Consider the following 16,406-nt stretch of genomic DNA (forward strand, 5'->3'; position numbering starts at 1 on the left):
CTCTTGCTACCGCGCGAACCGCGAGTACCGCCGGCCGGGGCGTACGGACAGCACGCGCGGCGGTACCTTCGGCTCGGCGGGCTTGGTCTTGGAGATGCCGTAGAACAGGCGTTCCACCACTTCGCGGCACTTGCGCATGGCACCCATGAGCTCGTTATCGAACTGCTGGCCGCGGTGGGCGCTGTGCCCGAGGTACACGGCTATGCCGCCGAGCGAATACATGTCATCCGGCAGCACGTCCGCCTGGTTCGCCCGCCCGTTCCACAGGTAGTTGCCGTTGCGGGCGGCCGTGCACATGCGCCACGCATGTTCGAGGATCTTCGCGTCGCCCTGCTCGAGGAATCCGAGCTTCACCAGCTGGCCGAGCGCCTCGAGCGTGCCGCCCACGCGCAGCGACGCATGCTCGCCGGCGTGCTGGAGCTGCAGGAGCTGCACGGTCCATTCCACATCGGACAATCCGCCCTTGCCAAGCTTCAAATGCCGGTCCCGGCGCACGCCGCGCGGCAGGCGTTCGGCCTCCATGCGCGCCTTGAGCTTGCGGATGTCCGACAGCTGGCCCGCGGTGAGCGGCGTGGCCGCATAGCGCAACGGGTCGGCGATCTGGCGCAGGAAGTCGCGCCCCAGCGTCTCGTCGCCGGCGGCGAACCGGGCGCGCAGCAGGGCCTGACGTTCCCACGTGCTGGCCCAGGACGCGTAGTATTCGCGGCAGGAGGCGAACGAGCGCACGATCGGCCCGTTCTTGCCTTCGGGGCGCAGGTCCAGATCGAGTTCGATCTTCGCCTCCACGGTGACGGGTCCGGAGAGGATCTGGCGCATGTCGTCCACCACGGCCTTGGCGAACGCGCCGGCATCCGCATCCGCCGCCTCGCCCTGCGGCCGGTAGACAAGGATCGCATCCGCGTCGGAGCTGAAGTTGACCTCTCCGCCGCCATAGCGTCCCATGCCGATCACGGCGAGCGCTGCCGGAGCCTGGGAACCGGAAGAAAGCCCCAGCTCGCGCATCCGGTGGCCCACGGACCATTCGAGTGCGGACTGAATGATCGCATCATATACGTCGGTCATGCCCGTAAGGCTCGTCGCATCGTCGATGAGCCCGTTCATCCATCCCAGACCGATGCGCTCGATCTCATGGCGGCGCATGGCGCGCAACGACGTGGCAAAGTCGTTCACGGCGTCCGCGTAGCGTTCCAGCGTGGCGGTGCACTGCGTGTCCAGACTGGCGCGCCCGCGCGCGTTGAGCGCCTCGTCGTTGCCGAGCCAGGTGACCGATTCGACGGACTTGCCCAGCGCGTCGCCCAGATAGCGCGAGTTGGACAGCACGTGGCACAGGCGCTGCGCGGCGTTCGGCGAGTCTCGCAGGAAGCCAAGGTACTCGCTTTCGGTGCCGAAGCGCTCCTCGAGCCTGCGCCAGCCCAAGAGGCCCATGTCCGGGTTCTGGCCGTTGCCGAGCCATTCGAGCACGGCGGGCAGAATGATCCGGTTGATCTTGGCCGCGCGGGACACGCCGCTGGTCAGCGCCTCCACGTGGCGCATGGCCGCGTCCGGGTCCGCGAATCCGATGGAGGCGAACCGCGTCTTGGCGGCGGCGCTGCTCAGCGAGATCTCGCCGGAGTCGAGCTGCGCGCTGATGGGCAGCATGGGGCGGAAGTAGATGTCCTGATGCAGGTGGCGCACCTCGCGGCGCACTGCGTCGAAGCGGTCCACGAGCTCCTCGGGGTGCATGCCGAACGCGTGGGCGAGCCGGCGCAGCTCCGCGTTGCTCTGCAGGGCCTCGCGGTCCACCTGCCGTTTGCGTTCCATACCGCCCGCGTTGCCGGCGGAGCCAAGGTCCGGGAACAGGTGGGTGCGTTTCAGGGCCCACATCTGCTGGCGGTGTTCGAGCACACGCTCGAACCGGTAGTCCTCGGAGAGCTTCGCCGCCTGTTTGCGGGACACGTAGCCGCCGTCGGACAGGGCCTGCAGGGATTCAAGTGTGGACGCGGTGCGCAGCGATTCGTCGGTGCGCCCGTGGACGAGCTGGAGCATCTGCACGGTGAACTCCACGTCGCGCAGACCGCCGCGCCCGAGCTTGATCTCGCGGTCCTTCAACGCCGCGGGGATGAGGTCCTCCACGCGCTTGCGCATCTGCTGACAGTCGTACACGAAGTTCTTGCGCTGGGAGGCGGACCAGACGAACGGGCGGGTCATATCCCGGTAGGCGAGGCCGAGCTCCCGGTCGCCGGCCACCGGACGGGCCTTGAGCAGGGCCTGAAACTCCCAGCTTTCCGCCCAATGCTCGTAATAACCCTTGTGCGAGTCGAGCGTGCGCACCAGCGGGCCGTCCTTGCCTTCCGGGCGCAGGCCGCCGTCGATCTGCCACAGGGTCGGTTCCGCGCAACCCATGATGACCGACTGGCACACGCGCTGCAGCAGCGTGCCCATCTTCGTGCCCACGCGGATGAGCATCTGGTGGTCGATCGCGGCCTCGCCCGTGCCCGCGGCCTTGACCGGTTCGACTACGTAGATGAGGTCCACGTCGGACACGTAGTTCAGTTCCTGCGCGCCCAGCTTGCCCATGCCGATGATCGCGAACCGGACGCGATCGGCACCCTCCACCTCGTGCCGGGCGACGGCCAGCGCGCCTTCGAGTGCGGCGTCCGCAAGGTCGGAGAGCATGCGGCTGACGGCCGGCTGCACGTACAGCGGGTCCTTGGCGGTCACGTCCATGGCCATGATCGCGGCCAAGTGGCGGCGGTAGGTGCGCCGCAGTTCCGTCGTGGCGTCCGCAAGATCGAGCGCGGCCTCGGGCGCGGACGCATCCGGGTCCGCGCCGACGGCCCTGAGGATGCTCGCCCGTCGCTCGGCTGCAGTGAGCCGGCTGCTGCGGCACGGGTCGGCGGCCGCGGCGGCCACGAGCGCAGGACGAATGCGCATGAGCTTGCCCATTTCGTCGGAGGCGCCGAGCACGGCGATGAGCCGGCGGCGGTCCTCCTCGCCGGGGGCGAGCTCCTCCAGCGACGTACGCCGGCTGGGCAGCGCGTCCACGATGCTCCTGAGGTTGCGCAGGGCCACGTCCGGGTCGCAGGCGCGTTCCAGCGCGGACAGCACCACGGCGAGCTGGTCCGGGGTCATGCCCGCCTGCGCGAGCTGGTCGAACTGGCGTTTCGCCTCGTCAAGATCGAGGAGACCGGCATGGATGAGTTCGCGCGCGCTGACCGCGCCTTCGTGGAATTGGGGCATAGTCTCACATGGTACCCGAAGCCGTCTCAGCGCGTGAACAGCGGTCCCACATTCTGCCATATGCGGCGGGTGCCGCCCGGATGGTTCATGGTGTACAGGTGGATGCCGTCCACGCCGTGGGCCACCAGATCGGTGATCTGCCCGGACGCATAGTTGATGCCAGCCGCGCGCAGGGCCTCAGCGTCGTCCGCCCAGCGATCGAGCATGCGGTCGAGCCCGGCGGGGATGCGTGAGGCGTTGCGTTCGGCCATGCGGCGCACGGACTTGGCGCCGCGCACAGGCATGATGCCCGCCTCGATCGGTACGTCGATGCCGGCCGCGTGCGCCTTGTCGAGGAAGCGGTAGAAGTCGTCGTTGTCGTAGAACAGTTGGGAGATCAGGTGGCTCGCCCCCGCGTCCACCTTGGCCTTGAGATGGACGATGTCCTCGTCCAACGACGCGGCCTCGTAATGGCCCTCCGGGTAGCAGGCGCCGAAGATCTTGAGATTCGGGCGCTTCTCGCGGATGTAGGCCACCAGATCGCTGGCGTGCGGGAACACGCCCACGGGTTCGCGGTCAGGCAGTTCGTCGCCACGCAGGGCGAGCACGGCCGTGACGCCCGCCTCGTCGAACATGTCCAGCGCATGGTCGATCACCTCCCGATCCGCGTACAGGGCCGTCAGATGGGCGACGGTGGGAATGCCGTACTCGGTGCGGATGGTGTGGGCGATGCGCGCAGTGGCCGTGCGGTCGGACGCGGTGCCGTGCCCGTAGGTGACGGAGATGAAGTCGGGCTTGAGGCCCTCGAGCCCGTCGAGCGTGTCATAGATGGTGCCGACGGGCGCGTTGCGCTTGGGCGGGAAGACTTCGAGGGAAAACATGGGGGTGGTCATGGTGCTGCTCCTTGGAACCGTGCTGGACTGTGCTGGACCGTGGAAGCCAAGGGCGGCTCCCTCACTCGGAAGGAACCGCCCTTGCTGCTTGGATGCGTTGGTTACTTGGCGAGCTTGGCGCGCACGGCCTTGGCGGCGGCCACCAGATGCTCGAGGCTCGGCCAGGTCTCCGCATCGCCGCGGGTCTTGAGGCCGCAGTCGGGGTTGATCCAGACCTTCTGCACGTCCATCTTCCTGAGGATCTCGTAGATGCGCTCCTCGATCTCCTGCTCGCTGGGGATGCGCGGGGAGTGGATGTCGTACACGCCCGGACCGGCCTCGGTCTCGAAGTTGGCCTCGTGGATGGCGTCGAGCACCACCAGATCGCCACGGGACGCCTCGAAGGAGATCACATCCGCGTCCATCGCGTCAATGTCGCGGATGATGTCGTTGAACTCCGAGTAGCACATGTGCGTGTGGATCTGTGTGGTGGGCTTGACGGCGGAATGCACCAGACGGAACGCGGGGACGGCCCAGTCGAGGTACTTGGCGTGCCAGTCGGACTTCCTGAGCGGCAGCTTCTCGCGCAGGGCGGCCTCGTCGATCTGGATGACCTTGATGCCGGCGGCCTCGAGATCGAGCACCTCGTCGCGGATGGCAAGGGCCAGCTGCTGGGTCTGCTGCTCGTGGGTGATGTCCTCGCGCGGCCACGACCAGTTGAGGATGGTGACCGGGCCGGTGAGCATGCCCTTCATCACGTGCTCGGTGCGGCTCTGCGCGTACGCGGACCACTCCACGGTGATCGGCTTGGCGCGGGAGACGTCGCCCCACACAATCGGGGGCTTCACGCAGCGGGTGCCGTAGGACTGCACCCACGCGTTCTTGGTGAACAGGAAGCCATTGAGGTTCTGGCCGAAGTACTCGACCATGTCGTTGCGCTCGAACTCGCCGTGGACCAGCACGTCGAGGCCGATCTCCTCCTGATGCCTGATGCACGCGTCGATCTGCGCCTTGATGAACTCGTCGTACGCTTCCTTGGTGATCTCGCCCTTGCGGAACCGGGCGCGTTCGGCGCGGATCTCGCGCGTCTGCGGGAAGGAGCCGATGGTGGTGGTGGGCAGCAGCGGCAGGCCGAGGGCCTCGCGCTGGAGCTTCTGGCGCTCGGCGCGGGCGGGCTGGCGGGTGAAGTCGGCGTCGGTGAGCCCCGCGATGCGCTCGGCCACGGCCGGATCCGCCAGGGTGCGGGTGCCGTCGAACAGCGCCTGGTTGGCGGCCAGCGCGGCGTCGGCCTTGAGCGCCTCGTCGTCCTCCTCGGCCAGGGCGGCGATCTCCTTGAGCTCGCCGAGCTTCTCCACGGCGAACGCGAAGTGCCTGAGCTTGTCCTGGTCGATGCCGGTCTCGCCCTCGGTGCTGAACGGCACGTGCAGCAGAGAGCTGGCGGTGGCCACGGCCACGTTGGCGGTCTTCTGCTTCAGCGCGTCGATGAGCCCGAGGCTCACGGCATAGTTGTTACGCCAGATGTTGCGGCCGTTGACCACGCCGGCGAAGAGGGTGGTGGCCTCGTTGACGCCGAAGCGCTCCACGGCGGCGAGGTTCTCCTCGCGGCCCTCGTTGAGGTCGAGGCCCACGCCGTCGAAGCCGAGCAGGTTCACGGTCTCGTACACGTCGGCGATGTGGCCGAAGTACGTGTTGAGCAGCAGCCTGACGCGCTTGCCGTCGGACTCGCGGGCGGGCAGGATCTTGGCGTACAGAGTCTTGAAGAGCTCCACGTCGCCCGGCTCCTTGTCCAGCACCAGATACGGCTCGTCGAACTGCACCCATGCGGCGCCCAGCTCGGCGAAGCGTGCAAGCACCTGCGCGTACACGGCGGCCACGGCCTGCACAAGGCCCTTGTCGAACTGAAGCTCCTGCGCCTCGGAGTTGCGGGCGAGCTTGAGGAACGTGTACGGGCCGATGAACACCGGCTTGGTGTCGATGCCCAGCGCCTTCGCCTCGGCGAACTCGTCGAACGCCTTGGTTGAGTTGAGCTTCACGTCGGTGGCGGCGTCGAATTCGGGCACCAGGTAGTGGTAGTTGGTGGTGAACCACTTCTTCATCGGCAGGGCGGTCACGTCGCCGGCCTCGCCCTGGTAGCCGCGGGCCATGGCGAACAGGGTGCCCTCCTCGTCGAGACCGAGGCGCTGGTAGCGCTGCGGGACCACGTTGAGCAGGGTGGCGGTGTCCAGCATCTGGTCGTAGTAGCTGAAGTCGTTGCTCGGAATCAGGTCGATGCCGGCTTCCCGCTGCAGCTTCCAGTGCTTGGCGCGCAGCTCCTTGGCGGTGGCGCGCACGGCGTCGATGTCGTTGGCGCCCTTCCAATAGCCTTCGATGATCTTCTTCAGCTCGCGGTTCTGGCCGATGCGCGGGAATCCGGAAACCGAGGTGAGAACGGACATGCTTCCTCCTGAACGAACAGTCTTAACCCGGCTAACCTACCACGGATGGCCGAACTGCCGCTCATCAGACGAACTTGCATGTCGGTATAAGCATTGCTTATACCAAGCCGTGCCGCCACCGTTGGAATCATGCCGTTCCCTCACGGCAGTCCACTCTAAGTGCACTCTATTTCGGAGTGATACCGTCAATCTACCCCGAACCATGCAACGGAAAAGCCGACCCTCTCCCGTCGGTCAGGCGGGTTGGATGCTGATGCGGCCGCCGAGCGCGTGGACGACCTTGAGGATGGTCGCGAAGCTGGGGTTGCCGTCGTGGCTGAGGCTCTTGTACAGGCTTTCGCGCCCGACGCCGGCTTCCTTGGCGATCTGGCCCATGCCGCGGGCCTTGGCGACGTTGCCGATCGCGACCTGCATGAGCTTCGGGTCGCCATATTCGGCGACGGCGTTGAGGTAGGCGATGGCGTCCTGCTCGTCCTCGAGGTATTCGCTGGTGTCGTAGTCGGTGAATTCAGTGCTCATTGCTGCTCCTTGTAGTCGCCGAGGATCTCGTGCGCCCGCCTGATGTCGGTCTGCTGGGTGCTTTTGTCGCCGCCCGCGAGCAGCAGCATGAGCACCCTGCCCTGCATGGCGTAGTAGACGCGGTATCCGGCTCCGATGTGGAACCGCATCTCGCTGACCGGCCCTCCGACAGGCTTGATGTCGCCGACCGGGCGTCCGGCGAGAATGCTGGCGTCAAGACGGGCGGCGATGGCGGCCTTCGCCTGCCGGTCCCTGAGTTTGCGGAACCACTTGGCGTATTCGGCGGACTGCTTGATCTCCATGACCCCTATTGTATCCTATGGAATACAATAGGGCAAGAGATCGCCAGCAAGGAACGGGAAGACCATTCCGGAACCATCTCGCGCCCTCACTCTTCCGAGATGCATTGGTCGGATGCGGACGTTCGCCTCGATCCACCGTCTCCGGCCGGTCGCGGGGGCCGGGTCAATCCCCCTCGTGCCCCTGAACGCGCCGCCCCACGCCACCGCACGTCCGCCCAGTCAGTCGGCTCAGTCGAAGTCCTTCGGGTTGAGCACCGCCAGCAGTTTGCCCGAATGCACCTGCCACTGGTCGAACGGCTTCTCCGCTCCGAAGATCGCCAGTCCCGCCGTGGGCATGCCAAGCGTGAGCAGGTCAAGCCGTTCCGAGTCGGAGTCCGAGGAGGCAAGCCACTGGCTGCTGATCGACACGGTCGGCTCGTGGCCGAGGACCATGAGCACGCGGTCCTTGCCGTGCGTGTGGGCCAGCTCGTCGAGCACGGCCTGCACGCCGCCGTCGTACAGGCTCTGGCGGTTGTCCACCTTGGGCTTGTCGCCGAAGAGCTTGAGCATGGGTTCGAGCGTCTGCTGGGCGCGCGTGGCCCCGGAGACGGCTATCCGGTCGGGCACCAAGCCGAGTTCGGTAAGCCCGCGGCCCACGGTCTTCGCCTGCTTGACGCCCTTGTCCGTCAGTTCCCGTCCGCGGTCGCCCTGTGCGCTGAAGGATTCGGCCTTCGCGTGGCGCATCACGATCAGGATGTACTTGTGGTCGGCCACCCTCTTGGCGAGTTTCTTGAGATTGACGCCCATCGTCGGTCCCCCTGCCTGTGCGATTTTTACCCTTCCAGTGTAGTCGCTGCGGCATCGGCACGGCAGGAACCGCCATCGTCCGGGCGTTGCGCGTCCGATACGCGGACCGTCGGATCGCCGGACGCCGCTGAAGGTGAGGGCGCACCGGCGGCGGAGTCAACGGTACCGGCGGCGCCGACCGCGGCCACCTGCCGGTCGAGGTCGCGAATCACCTTGGACAGCTTGCGGTCGGAGATGTCCCGCAGTTCGAGCTCCATGAGGTCGCGCTGCTCGGCGGACTCGGAATCCACATCGGTGTACGTGTCCTTGGTGGCGCGGTCCCGCTTGCGCAGCGGCTCCACGCCGTCCGCCATCGCGCGGGAGACCAGCAGGAATCCGGTGTGGCCCACCATCGTATGGTCGGGCCGCACGGCAAGGCCCTGCACCTTCCACGTGCGCTCCAGCGTCTCGGTCACCTGCGGCTCGGTCCATTGAAGGCTCTCGCGCAACGCCTCGGCCATGCGGCTCAGCTGCGTGGTGGTGGTCACGTACGCCACGAGCACGCCGCCCGGGGCAATCACGCGATGCGCCTGACCGAGCCGGTTCCACGGATCGAGCATGTCCAGCATGATCCGGTCGAACCAGTGTTCGGGCAGCGTGGCGGCCACCGAGTCGAAATCGCCGGTTTTCAGATCCCACCAGTCCGGCATGCCGCCGAAGTACACGGTGGCGTTGGCCTGCGCCACATGCGCGAACTGCGGACGCAGCTCGATGGTGGTGAGGTTGCCCTTCTCCCCCACCGCGTCCAGCAGATGCAGGCTCATCGCTCCGGAACCCGCTCCGGATTCGAGCACGCGCATGCCGCGGCGAATGTCACCCAGCGAGAGCACCTGCGCAATGTCCTTGGGATACATGATCTGCGCGCCGCGCGGCATGGACAGCACGTAATCCGCGAGCCGGGGGCGCATGACCGCGTAGTCCCATCCGCCGATCGCCCGCGCCGACTTCCACGGCTTGCCGGCGTCCCGCTCCGGATGCTCCGGGTTCACCTGTGCCTCGCGCTTGGCGTGCACGGTGGTCACCACCACGCCCTCGGTCCGCCCGATCACCTCATCGTGCAGAATGAGCCCGTGCTCGGTCTGCGTGGAGCCGCCGGGCACGAGCTGGTCCGTGATCATCTTGCCCCTGCGGTCGGTGAACTGCACCTTCTCGCCCGCCGTAAGTGGTCCGCGTCGCATGTTCGCCCCGGTTTCCTTCCCCGCATTCGCTGCGTGACGTCCTGTAAAATCCTGCAAGTCCTGCAAACGGGTGAAGTCTACCATTCGGGTTGCATTTGGCACTGCGCGAAGCCGAACGTCGCGAAATCCGAAATTCCAAGCGTCAATCTATCGCCTCAGCGATCATTTGACGCTTAGAATCGCCAAAAACGTAACGTTCGGCTCGGCAGGCGCACGGCAGCACGCTCTCAGCCGCAGCATTCCTTCAGCCGTCGTTGCAACGCCGGATCCACCGCAAACAGGAACAGGCCGTGCACGCCGCGCTTGAGCAGCACGTTCAGTTCGTGGCGAAGATTGTCCTGCGAGAAGTCGCCGAGGTCCCTGCGCCTGTTCGTCGCCAGTTTGTTCTCGCTTGCGGAGGGATCGAAGACCAGACGCCCCTCGCGATACTTCACGGACGGCCCGATGATGACGCCGGCATAGTTCAGGTCGAATCCCTGAATGGTGAAGGTCGAGCCGACCTCGTTGACGGTGTGGGGCTTCTCTGCCCAAGCCAGATCCTTGTCGATCCTACCGGAGTCGGCGTCCGGCAGCTGGTAGTTCCATGGCAGGCAGAATCGGTCGGGATCGGCTGCGGCACCCGGATCATAGCCGCGACTGTCTCTCTCGTCCAATCCCATGCACCAATCGCCCTGTGCATCACAATGCAACGCCACGTTCCAGTATCCGTGCGGATCCTCCGGATTTTTCGCTTTGGAGGAATAGTGCCAGTCGTAGGTGGCCAGCAACCGGGAAAGACCGACGCCGTTCCACCCGCCGGACTCGGCCGTCGCCTTCGCACGAATGGCATTCCACAGATCCACAGGCGAATCGAACACCTTGACCTCGTAAGGTCTGCGAGAGAACGTGTTGTCGGGGTTCCGCTCGCCGCGGTCCTCGGGTAGCACGCCGATTCCTCGCCCTGCCGTGAAATCGTCGAGCCATTGAATGACCTGCTCGCTGGCCGCGATGCGGAACTGCCTGTCCAGCCGAATGTGCGCGACATCGCATTCGACGGGTTCCAGACCGTCCTCTCCGCCCAACTCCACCGTGCGGAAACCATCGATCGCGCCGGCCTCTGAACCATGCCCCGAAAACCCTTCGGGGAACAGCCTTTCCAGCACATCCGGCCGCCACTGCTGCCGCGTCTGCAGAATCTGTTCGGGATCGAACACCGCGATCACCATGCGCGCCCGGCGCAGGATGTCGTACAGCTGGTTCTTGCCCGAATAGCCCTGATTGCCCTGGGTGGCGAGCAGATGGGCCTCGTCCACCATCACGATGTCGGCGCATCCCTGGGGCCTGTCCGGAATGCCGCGGCCGCGCCCGTTGGTCTCGCTGTACCGGTTGACGAACTGGCTGGGAAGCATCACCACTTCCCCGGACTCTTTCTGCAGGCCGAGCTTCGTGGCGATCTGGTTGTAGACGTTCACCTGCTCATTGTGATTGACCAGAATGTAGGAGGCCAGACCAGATGACACGGAGTTCGGGGTCTCACGGGTGTCCGGCTCGCCCAACTCAGTGGCGATCCGGTAGAACAGGTGGCTGAGCAGTACGGTCTTGCCGGTTCCCGCGGCTCCCTGCACGAAGATCAGTCTGGGTCGGTCGGCCGCCGTCGGATGCGCGGACAGCGCCGCGACCTGCGTCAGGACGGCCTCCTCGGCATCGAGCTGCCCCGGGCCCAACCTATGGAACGGGGACGCCTTGAACAGTGCGGAGTCCCGGATGATCTCCTCCGCCGGGAACAGGGCCGGATCCTCCCTGTGCAGTTCCAGCCAGATGTCGGAGAAGATGCCGTCGAACCGGTCCGACGTGTAGTACTCGCCCTGCGCGTTCGTTCTACGGTTGTTGAGCCTCTTGACCGATTCCACGCTGGACATGTAGTGCATCAGCCGGTTCTCCACATCCAAGGTCATCGACTTGTTGAACAGCGGATGCCCGATGACAAACTGGCAGAACGCGTCAGGATTCCGGATGACCGCATCGGCGACAACCTTCCAGTCCTCGCGCGTGCGGGGGTCGATGTCCAGATGCTGTGCGGTACGGCGGATGATGTCGTTGGTCTCCCCGATGTACGCCGTATACTCGGCGCATTTCGAATAGCGGTTCTCCGCATTGGAATACACCACATACACCGTCGGATAATCGATGACGTATTTCAATGCGGATTTCCGTGTGAAGTCCAACGTCTCCCATTCGAGGTACGTCATTCCGCGACCCGCATCCGACTCAGGATCCGACCCGTTATAGGCAATGCCGTACGCTTCAGCGAAATCCCTGAAGGAATGCTTGCCGTATGGCAGGTTGATGACGATCGGTTCAGCCGCTGTGCTCATGGCCCAACCATACGTGCCGAAGCGGACCGACCAATCTACGTTGCCATGGGGCCAACTATGCGGTCCTCGGCCGCCACGGACGGGCGGGACGATTGTATTTCCGAGTTGTGCGGTCGATTCTGCGGGTACCCCCAAGTATCGTCATTGCAATAAGGCCGGAATGAGAAGCCTTATACTCGGTCACTCCGCGGAAATCGACCGCACAACTCGGAAATATGGGACGTAGTTTTCTCCGAGGCCCGGTTTTCACCCGCACTGAGCGGGAGAAAACCGTTCATTTTTCAATGATCAGCCCGCGCAGCCGTTCCCGAAGCGCGTTGTCGATGCGCTTGGACTTCATGGCACGCCGCAATGCCGCGTTGTGGATTTCCTTCGGCAGCATGTGCTCCTCGAACAGCGGGATCACCGCATCCGGGACTTCCACGAGCTTGACGCCGAAGTACCATTCGCGGGCGAGCTTCACGTCGTTCTCCACATCGGAGGTCGACGCGTCGTTGCCCAGCGTCACGCCCGCCACGAGCCAGGCCTGGGCTACGTCGAAGTCGGTTCCCTTGAATTCGCGCATGAGCGTGATGATCGCGAAACGCACGGTGTACGCCCGGGCGGAGAAGATCCATTGCTCAATCCTCCGGTACGTTGCGGCCAGGTCTCGGTGCAATGCCGGAACTTTCAGGCATTCGCAGATTTTGCGGTTGTTGACGTACGGCAGGAAGGCGTCAAGCATGCGGAACGCCGTGTCCGGGTCCTTCGCCATGCGGCCGATGAGCATGGCATGCAGTGCATTCTCCTCGAAATAGAAGTGCGGCAGATCGGCGAGGAAGTCGTCGCGCATGCGTGCCAATTCGGGCCGTTGCCCCGCCGCAAGATCCTTGGCGAAATCCTCCAGATCCTTGCGTTCGACGCCCATGATTGCGTAAGGCTTCACACGGGGAAACACGTCGAAGGCGAAACCGTAGCTCGTCGGGTCGGCGATCATATCCAGTCGGTCGAGCCACGGGCGCGGATGGTCGGGGGCATGCCGGTACGCGGCAATACGCTGCTGTCCCGCAAACGCTTCGTTGGGGCTCAATCCGTCCAGCGCACGGTGTGGCAGCACATTCCACAGATCCGTGAACAGGGAGGTGAAATCACGGAATTCACGTTCGCCGGCAAAGGGCAGTTCTTCCTTGCCGTTACCACCGTTGCCGAACAATTGCCGGAAGACATCCATGGGCGGTGTGCGACCGTCCTCTTCTCCGATGGCATCGAATACCTCAATCCATTCGGGAAGCTCAGGGTATCGCGTCCGGTATTCCAAATACCGCATGCGCAGTCGGTTCTTGAATTCGACGAGGGCCTGCGGCGTCATGGACTGGATGGTTTCGTAGGACGTGCCCAGCGCGCCCGAAGTCCCCGACGTCCCTGAAGTCTCCGAGGCATCCGACTTACGGCCATACCGTATACGAATAAGATCCATGAAACTCATGGGATGCCCGCCGCGGCCACCGTCTTCCCGCAGAGTCTGCCTCATACGTTCCGTGGGCTTGACGGGCATTTCCGTCACCGGATTGCCGGCCATGTACCATCGGCCGCGCACGTGCACCAGACGGCAGGCGATCATCCCGTCCGAGCATCCGTCGAGCCTGCCGCTGGACGCCACGTCGTACACGTCGTAGCGCTCGCCGGTTTCGATGTTTTCCAGCGTCACCAGATGGGTGGCCGCCGATGCGCCCACGACCCAGAACACGGCCGTCACCTGCGAGTGTGCCGCCGCTGCCAGATCGTCACGCTGTTTGCGCGTCAGTCCCATCGCTCGCCCGCCGTCCACGCCGGCGGCGAACTCGAGAGGCGTGCGGCCGTCCCTGAGCCGGTAGTCGAAGAGGAACCATTCGTGGAACAGCATCTGAAGATGGTCCGCCTCCGACGTGGGAGCGGTCGGGTCCACCTCAGTGCGCAGCTCGTCGAAGAACCGTTCGGTCGCGGCATGCAGTTGCGCAGGAGAACGGTCGTAGAACCATCCGATGATCGCGGAATACTGCATGAAGGGGCGATCGTTGCTCATGGCACCCATGGTAGCGGCAAATCGGTGGCGGCGGACATCGCGGTGACGATGCGCATCTGCCACTCCCGCCGGACTCTGCCCGTCAGCGTTGCCTGCGTTCCCTACCCCTCACACCGCATACGCGGCCCAGCGGCCGTGCGAGTGCTCCACTTCGATGGGCATGCCGAACAGGTCGGAGAGGCGTTCGTTCGTTAGGCCGCCGGCAAGGTCGCCGCGGTAGACGATGGTGCCGGCGGAGGGATTGCCCATTGCGTCGATGCCGTCCGCCATGAGGCCGGTCCCGGCCCCCGCGCCGATCGTCTCGATGCCGCCGGGCACGATGCCGAGGCCGGACGCACTTGCGGAACCGGGCACGCCGCCGGATGTTCCCGCGCCGCCGTCACCGCCAGACACGCTGCCGGGCACTTCCCCGGTGGCGTCCTCCACGCTCACGGGCTTGCGGCCCATGATGGCGATGTGGTCGAATCCGGCGGGAATCTCCTCGAGGCGGTGGGTCACGAGCACCACGGCACGGCGGGAATCCTCCGAGCCGATGCGGCTCAGGGTGCGCATCACCTGCTCGCGCCCGCCCAGATCGAGACCTGTGGTGGGCTCGTCCATGATGAGCAGCTCCGGGTCCCCCATGAGCGCGCGGGCGATGAGCACGCGGGTGCGCTCCCCCTCCGAGAGGCGCCACATCTGCTTGCCTTCGAGGTAGCCGACGCGGAAGTCACGCAGCAGCTGGCGTGCACGGTCGTACTGCTCCGGCGTGTAGGTGTCCTGCCAGCGACCGGTCACGGCGGTGAGCCCGGTGACCACGGCGTCGAGCGGATCCTCGAACGGCGGGAACTGGCGGGCCAGGTCCGCGGAGGCGAGCCCGATGCGCGTGCGCAGCTTGAACACGTCGTACTTGCCGAGCTGGTGACCAAGAATGAACACGCGGCCCTCCGAGGGAAACGTGCGCGTGGCGAGCATGCCCACGGCGGTCGACTTGCCGATGCCGTTGGGTCCGAACAGCACCCACCGCTCCCCCGCGCGGATCGTAAGGTTCACGTCGGTGATGATCACGCGGCGGCGACGGCGGAATTCCACGTTCTCGAGCTGCAGGACGACGTCGTTCACGAAAAGGGTTCCTTTCAGACGGATAGGTGAAAGATGGGAAACGGTGAGAAAAGGGGAAGGAAAGGGGCTTGCCCCATTGCGGGGAAAGCCCCTTTCCGTCGCAGTGCATCGCGGTGCGACGTGATGAGACGCGGTGAGACGCAGCGCGACGCACCCGCCGTATGCACCTGTTACTTGCGCGGCGGGCCGTCCGCAGCCCGGCACATCTGTCCCGAGCGCGGCGTCGGCCCGACGCAGACGTCGGCCGTCGGCTACTTGCGCTCGTCGAGCACGGACTGGTAGACCTTCACGGTCTGGTCGGCGATGGACTCCCAGCTGAACTTGTCGCGGGCACGCTCGTAGCCGGCCTGTCCCATCTTCTTCGCAAGCTCCGGATCGGCCATGATCCTGTCGATCGCAGCGGCCATGTCGTGCACGAACTTGTCCGGGTCGGTCGGGGTGCCGGTACCGTCGTGCAGCTGGTCGATCGGCACGAGGTAGCCGGTCTCGCCGTCCACGACGACCTCGGGGATGCCGCCGGTGGCGGAGGCGACGACGGGCAGGCCGCTCGCCATGGCCTCGAGGTTCACGATGCCCAGCGGCTCGTAGATGGACGGGCAGATGAACGCGTCGCAGCCGTGCTCGAGGGCGTTGAGCTCCGGGCGGGGCAGCATCTCCTCGATCCAGATGATGTTGCCGCGCTCGGCGTCCAGCTTGGCGAACGCGGTCTTGACCTCCTCGGCGATCTCCGGGGTGTCCGGGGCGCCGGCGCACAGCACCACCTGAATGTCCTTGGAGATGAGATGGAGCGCCTTGAGCAGGTAGGGCAGGCCCTTCTGGCGGGTGATGCGGCCCACGAACAGCAGGGTGGGCTTGGAACGGTCGATGTGGTAGCGCTCGAACACCTTCCAGCCCGGATCGTCCGGGGCGGGGGTGGCGAACTCGGACATGGTGATGCCGTTGTGCACCACGACTACCTTGTCCGGGTCCACGTTCGGGTAGGCGGCGAGAATGTCTTCGCGCATGCCGCCGGAGACGGCGATGATGCGGTCGGCGTGCTCGTAGGCGTCACGCTCGGCCCAGGAGCTCAGGTTGTAGCCGCCGCCGAGCTGCTCGCGCTTCCACGGGCGGAACGGCTCCAGGCTGTGCGCGGTGATGACCAGCGGGACCTCGTGCAGCTGCTGCGCCAGACGGCCCGCCAGGCACGCGTACCAGGTGTGCGCGTGGATCAGGTCCGCGTCCACGTCGTTGGCCACCTGCAGGTCCACGCCGAAGGTCTTGAGCGCCGGGTTCGCGTCGGTCAGCTCGGCCGGCACGTCGTAGCCGACAACCTTGAGGCTGCCCTTGGCCTGCTCGGCGTTGGGGATGGCCGGCACGTCGGAGGCGGTACGGGGGCCGTCGAACGCGCGCACGGTCACGTCGATGCGCTCGGCCAGCACCTTGGACAGTTCCTCGGCATGCACGCCGGCACCGCCGTAGACGTGCGGCGGGTATTCGCGGGTAAGAATGTCAACCTTCATCGGCCACCTCTTTGCTTGAATGGTTCAGTACGTTCAGTACCACTACCAACTGTAGGGCACCGACTGGGCAACACGCGGCATT

The 16,406-nt window shown here is 65.5% G+C and carries 10 protein-coding genes and 1 pseudogene; all 11 read right to left on the bottom strand.

All coding sequences use genetic code 11. From position 1 onward, the window contains the following. Positions 1-6: 6 nt before the first annotated feature. A complete protein-coding gene (locus tag AC1AZA_RS02240) occupies positions 7-3,219 on the bottom strand; it encodes a bifunctional [glutamine synthetase] adenylyltransferase/[glutamine synthetase]-adenylyl-L-tyrosine phosphorylase (RefSeq protein WP_476513101.1) in 3,213 nt (1,070 codons plus the stop codon). A gap of 26 nt (positions 3,220-3,245) precedes the next feature. Further along, positions 3,246-4,091 (bottom strand): methylenetetrahydrofolate reductase [NAD(P)H], encoded by an 846-nt coding sequence (metF, locus tag AC1AZA_RS02245; RefSeq protein ID WP_476513102.1) that lies wholly within the window; start codon positions 4,089-4,091, stop codon positions 3,246-3,248. A 101-nt stretch (positions 4,092-4,192) separates the two neighbouring features. Continuing rightward, positions 4,193-6,505: a 5-methyltetrahydropteroyltriglutamate--homocysteine S-methyltransferase gene (gene metE / locus AC1AZA_RS02250; protein ID WP_476513103.1), complete on the bottom strand. Its 2,313-nt coding sequence runs from the start codon at positions 6,503-6,505 to the stop codon at positions 4,193-4,195. Positions 6,506-6,739: 234 nt separating this feature from the next. Further along, positions 6,740-7,024 (bottom strand): addiction module antidote protein, encoded by a 285-nt coding sequence (locus AC1AZA_RS02255; protein ID WP_476513104.1) that lies wholly within the window; start codon positions 7,022-7,024, stop codon positions 6,740-6,742. Beyond that, positions 7,021-7,326 (bottom strand): type II toxin-antitoxin system RelE/ParE family toxin, encoded by a 306-nt coding sequence (locus tag AC1AZA_RS02260; protein WP_476513105.1) that lies wholly within the window; start codon positions 7,324-7,326, stop codon positions 7,021-7,023. Before AC1AZA_RS02260 ends, AC1AZA_RS02255 begins: the two co-directional genes overlap by 4 nt. A 228-nt stretch (positions 7,327-7,554) precedes the next feature. Beyond that, positions 7,555-8,112, bottom strand: coding sequence for a SixA phosphatase family protein (locus tag AC1AZA_RS02265; RefSeq protein WP_476513106.1), 558 nt, complete (start codon positions 8,110-8,112; stop codon positions 7,555-7,557). Positions 8,113-8,294: 182 nt separating this feature from the next. After that, positions 8,295-9,329 (bottom strand): annotated as a pseudogene (locus AC1AZA_RS02270) (tRNA (adenine-N1)-methyltransferase); the annotation flags it as partial. Positions 9,330-9,556: 227 nt separating this feature from the next. Further along, positions 9,557-11,683: a DUF2075 domain-containing protein gene (locus AC1AZA_RS02275; RefSeq protein ID WP_476513107.1), complete on the bottom strand. Its 2,127-nt coding sequence runs from the start codon at positions 11,681-11,683 to the stop codon at positions 9,557-9,559. A 274-nt stretch (positions 11,684-11,957) separates the two neighbouring features. Continuing rightward, positions 11,958-13,724, bottom strand: a complete 1,767-nt coding sequence (locus tag AC1AZA_RS02280; protein ID WP_476513108.1) for a hypothetical protein — start codon at positions 13,722-13,724, stop codon at positions 11,958-11,960. 108 nt (positions 13,725-13,832) lie between these two features. Beyond that, the gene (locus tag AC1AZA_RS02285) at positions 13,833-14,825 is read right to left on the bottom strand and encodes an ABC transporter ATP-binding protein (protein ID WP_476513109.1); all 993 of its coding nucleotides are present in this window, start codon (positions 14,823-14,825) and stop codon (positions 13,833-13,835) included. A 251-nt stretch (positions 14,826-15,076) separates the two neighbouring features. After that, entirely contained in the window at positions 15,077-16,324 is a 1,248-nt protein-coding gene (glgA, locus tag AC1AZA_RS02290) for a glycogen synthase (protein WP_476513110.1), read from the bottom strand. Positions 16,325-16,406: the final 82 nt, after the last annotated feature.

It is taken from the genome of Bifidobacterium sp. LH_389, from assembly GCF_056357235.1.

Coding starts and splice junctions, on each gene's coding strand:
- AC1AZA_RS02260 (WP_476513105.1), bottom strand. CDS start 7,326: ATGGAGATCAAGCAGTCCGCCGAATACGCCAAGTGGTTCCGCAAACTC.
- metE (WP_476513103.1), bottom strand. CDS start 6,505: ATGTCCGTTCTCACCTCGGTTTCCGGATTCCCGCGCATCGGCCAGAAC.
- metF (WP_476513102.1), bottom strand. CDS start 4,091: ATGACCACCCCCATGTTTTCCCTCGAAGTCTTCCCGCCCAAGCGCAAC.
- AC1AZA_RS02265 (WP_476513106.1), bottom strand. CDS start 8,112: ATGGGCGTCAATCTCAAGAAACTCGCCAAGAGGGTGGCCGACCACAAG.
- AC1AZA_RS02255 (WP_476513104.1), bottom strand. CDS start 7,024: ATGAGCACTGAATTCACCGACTACGACACCAGCGAATACCTCGAGGAC.
- glgA (WP_476513110.1), bottom strand. CDS start 16,324: ATGAAGGTTGACATTCTTACCCGCGAATACCCGCCGCACGTCTACGGC.
- AC1AZA_RS02275 (WP_476513107.1), bottom strand. CDS start 11,683: ATGAGCACAGCGGCTGAACCGATCGTCATCAACCTGCCATACGGCAAG.
- AC1AZA_RS02240 (WP_476513101.1), bottom strand. CDS start 3,219: ATGCCCCAATTCCACGAAGGCGCGGTCAGCGCGCGCGAACTCATCCAT.
- AC1AZA_RS02280 (WP_476513108.1), bottom strand. CDS start 13,724: ATGAGCAACGATCGCCCCTTCATGCAGTATTCCGCGATCATCGGATGG.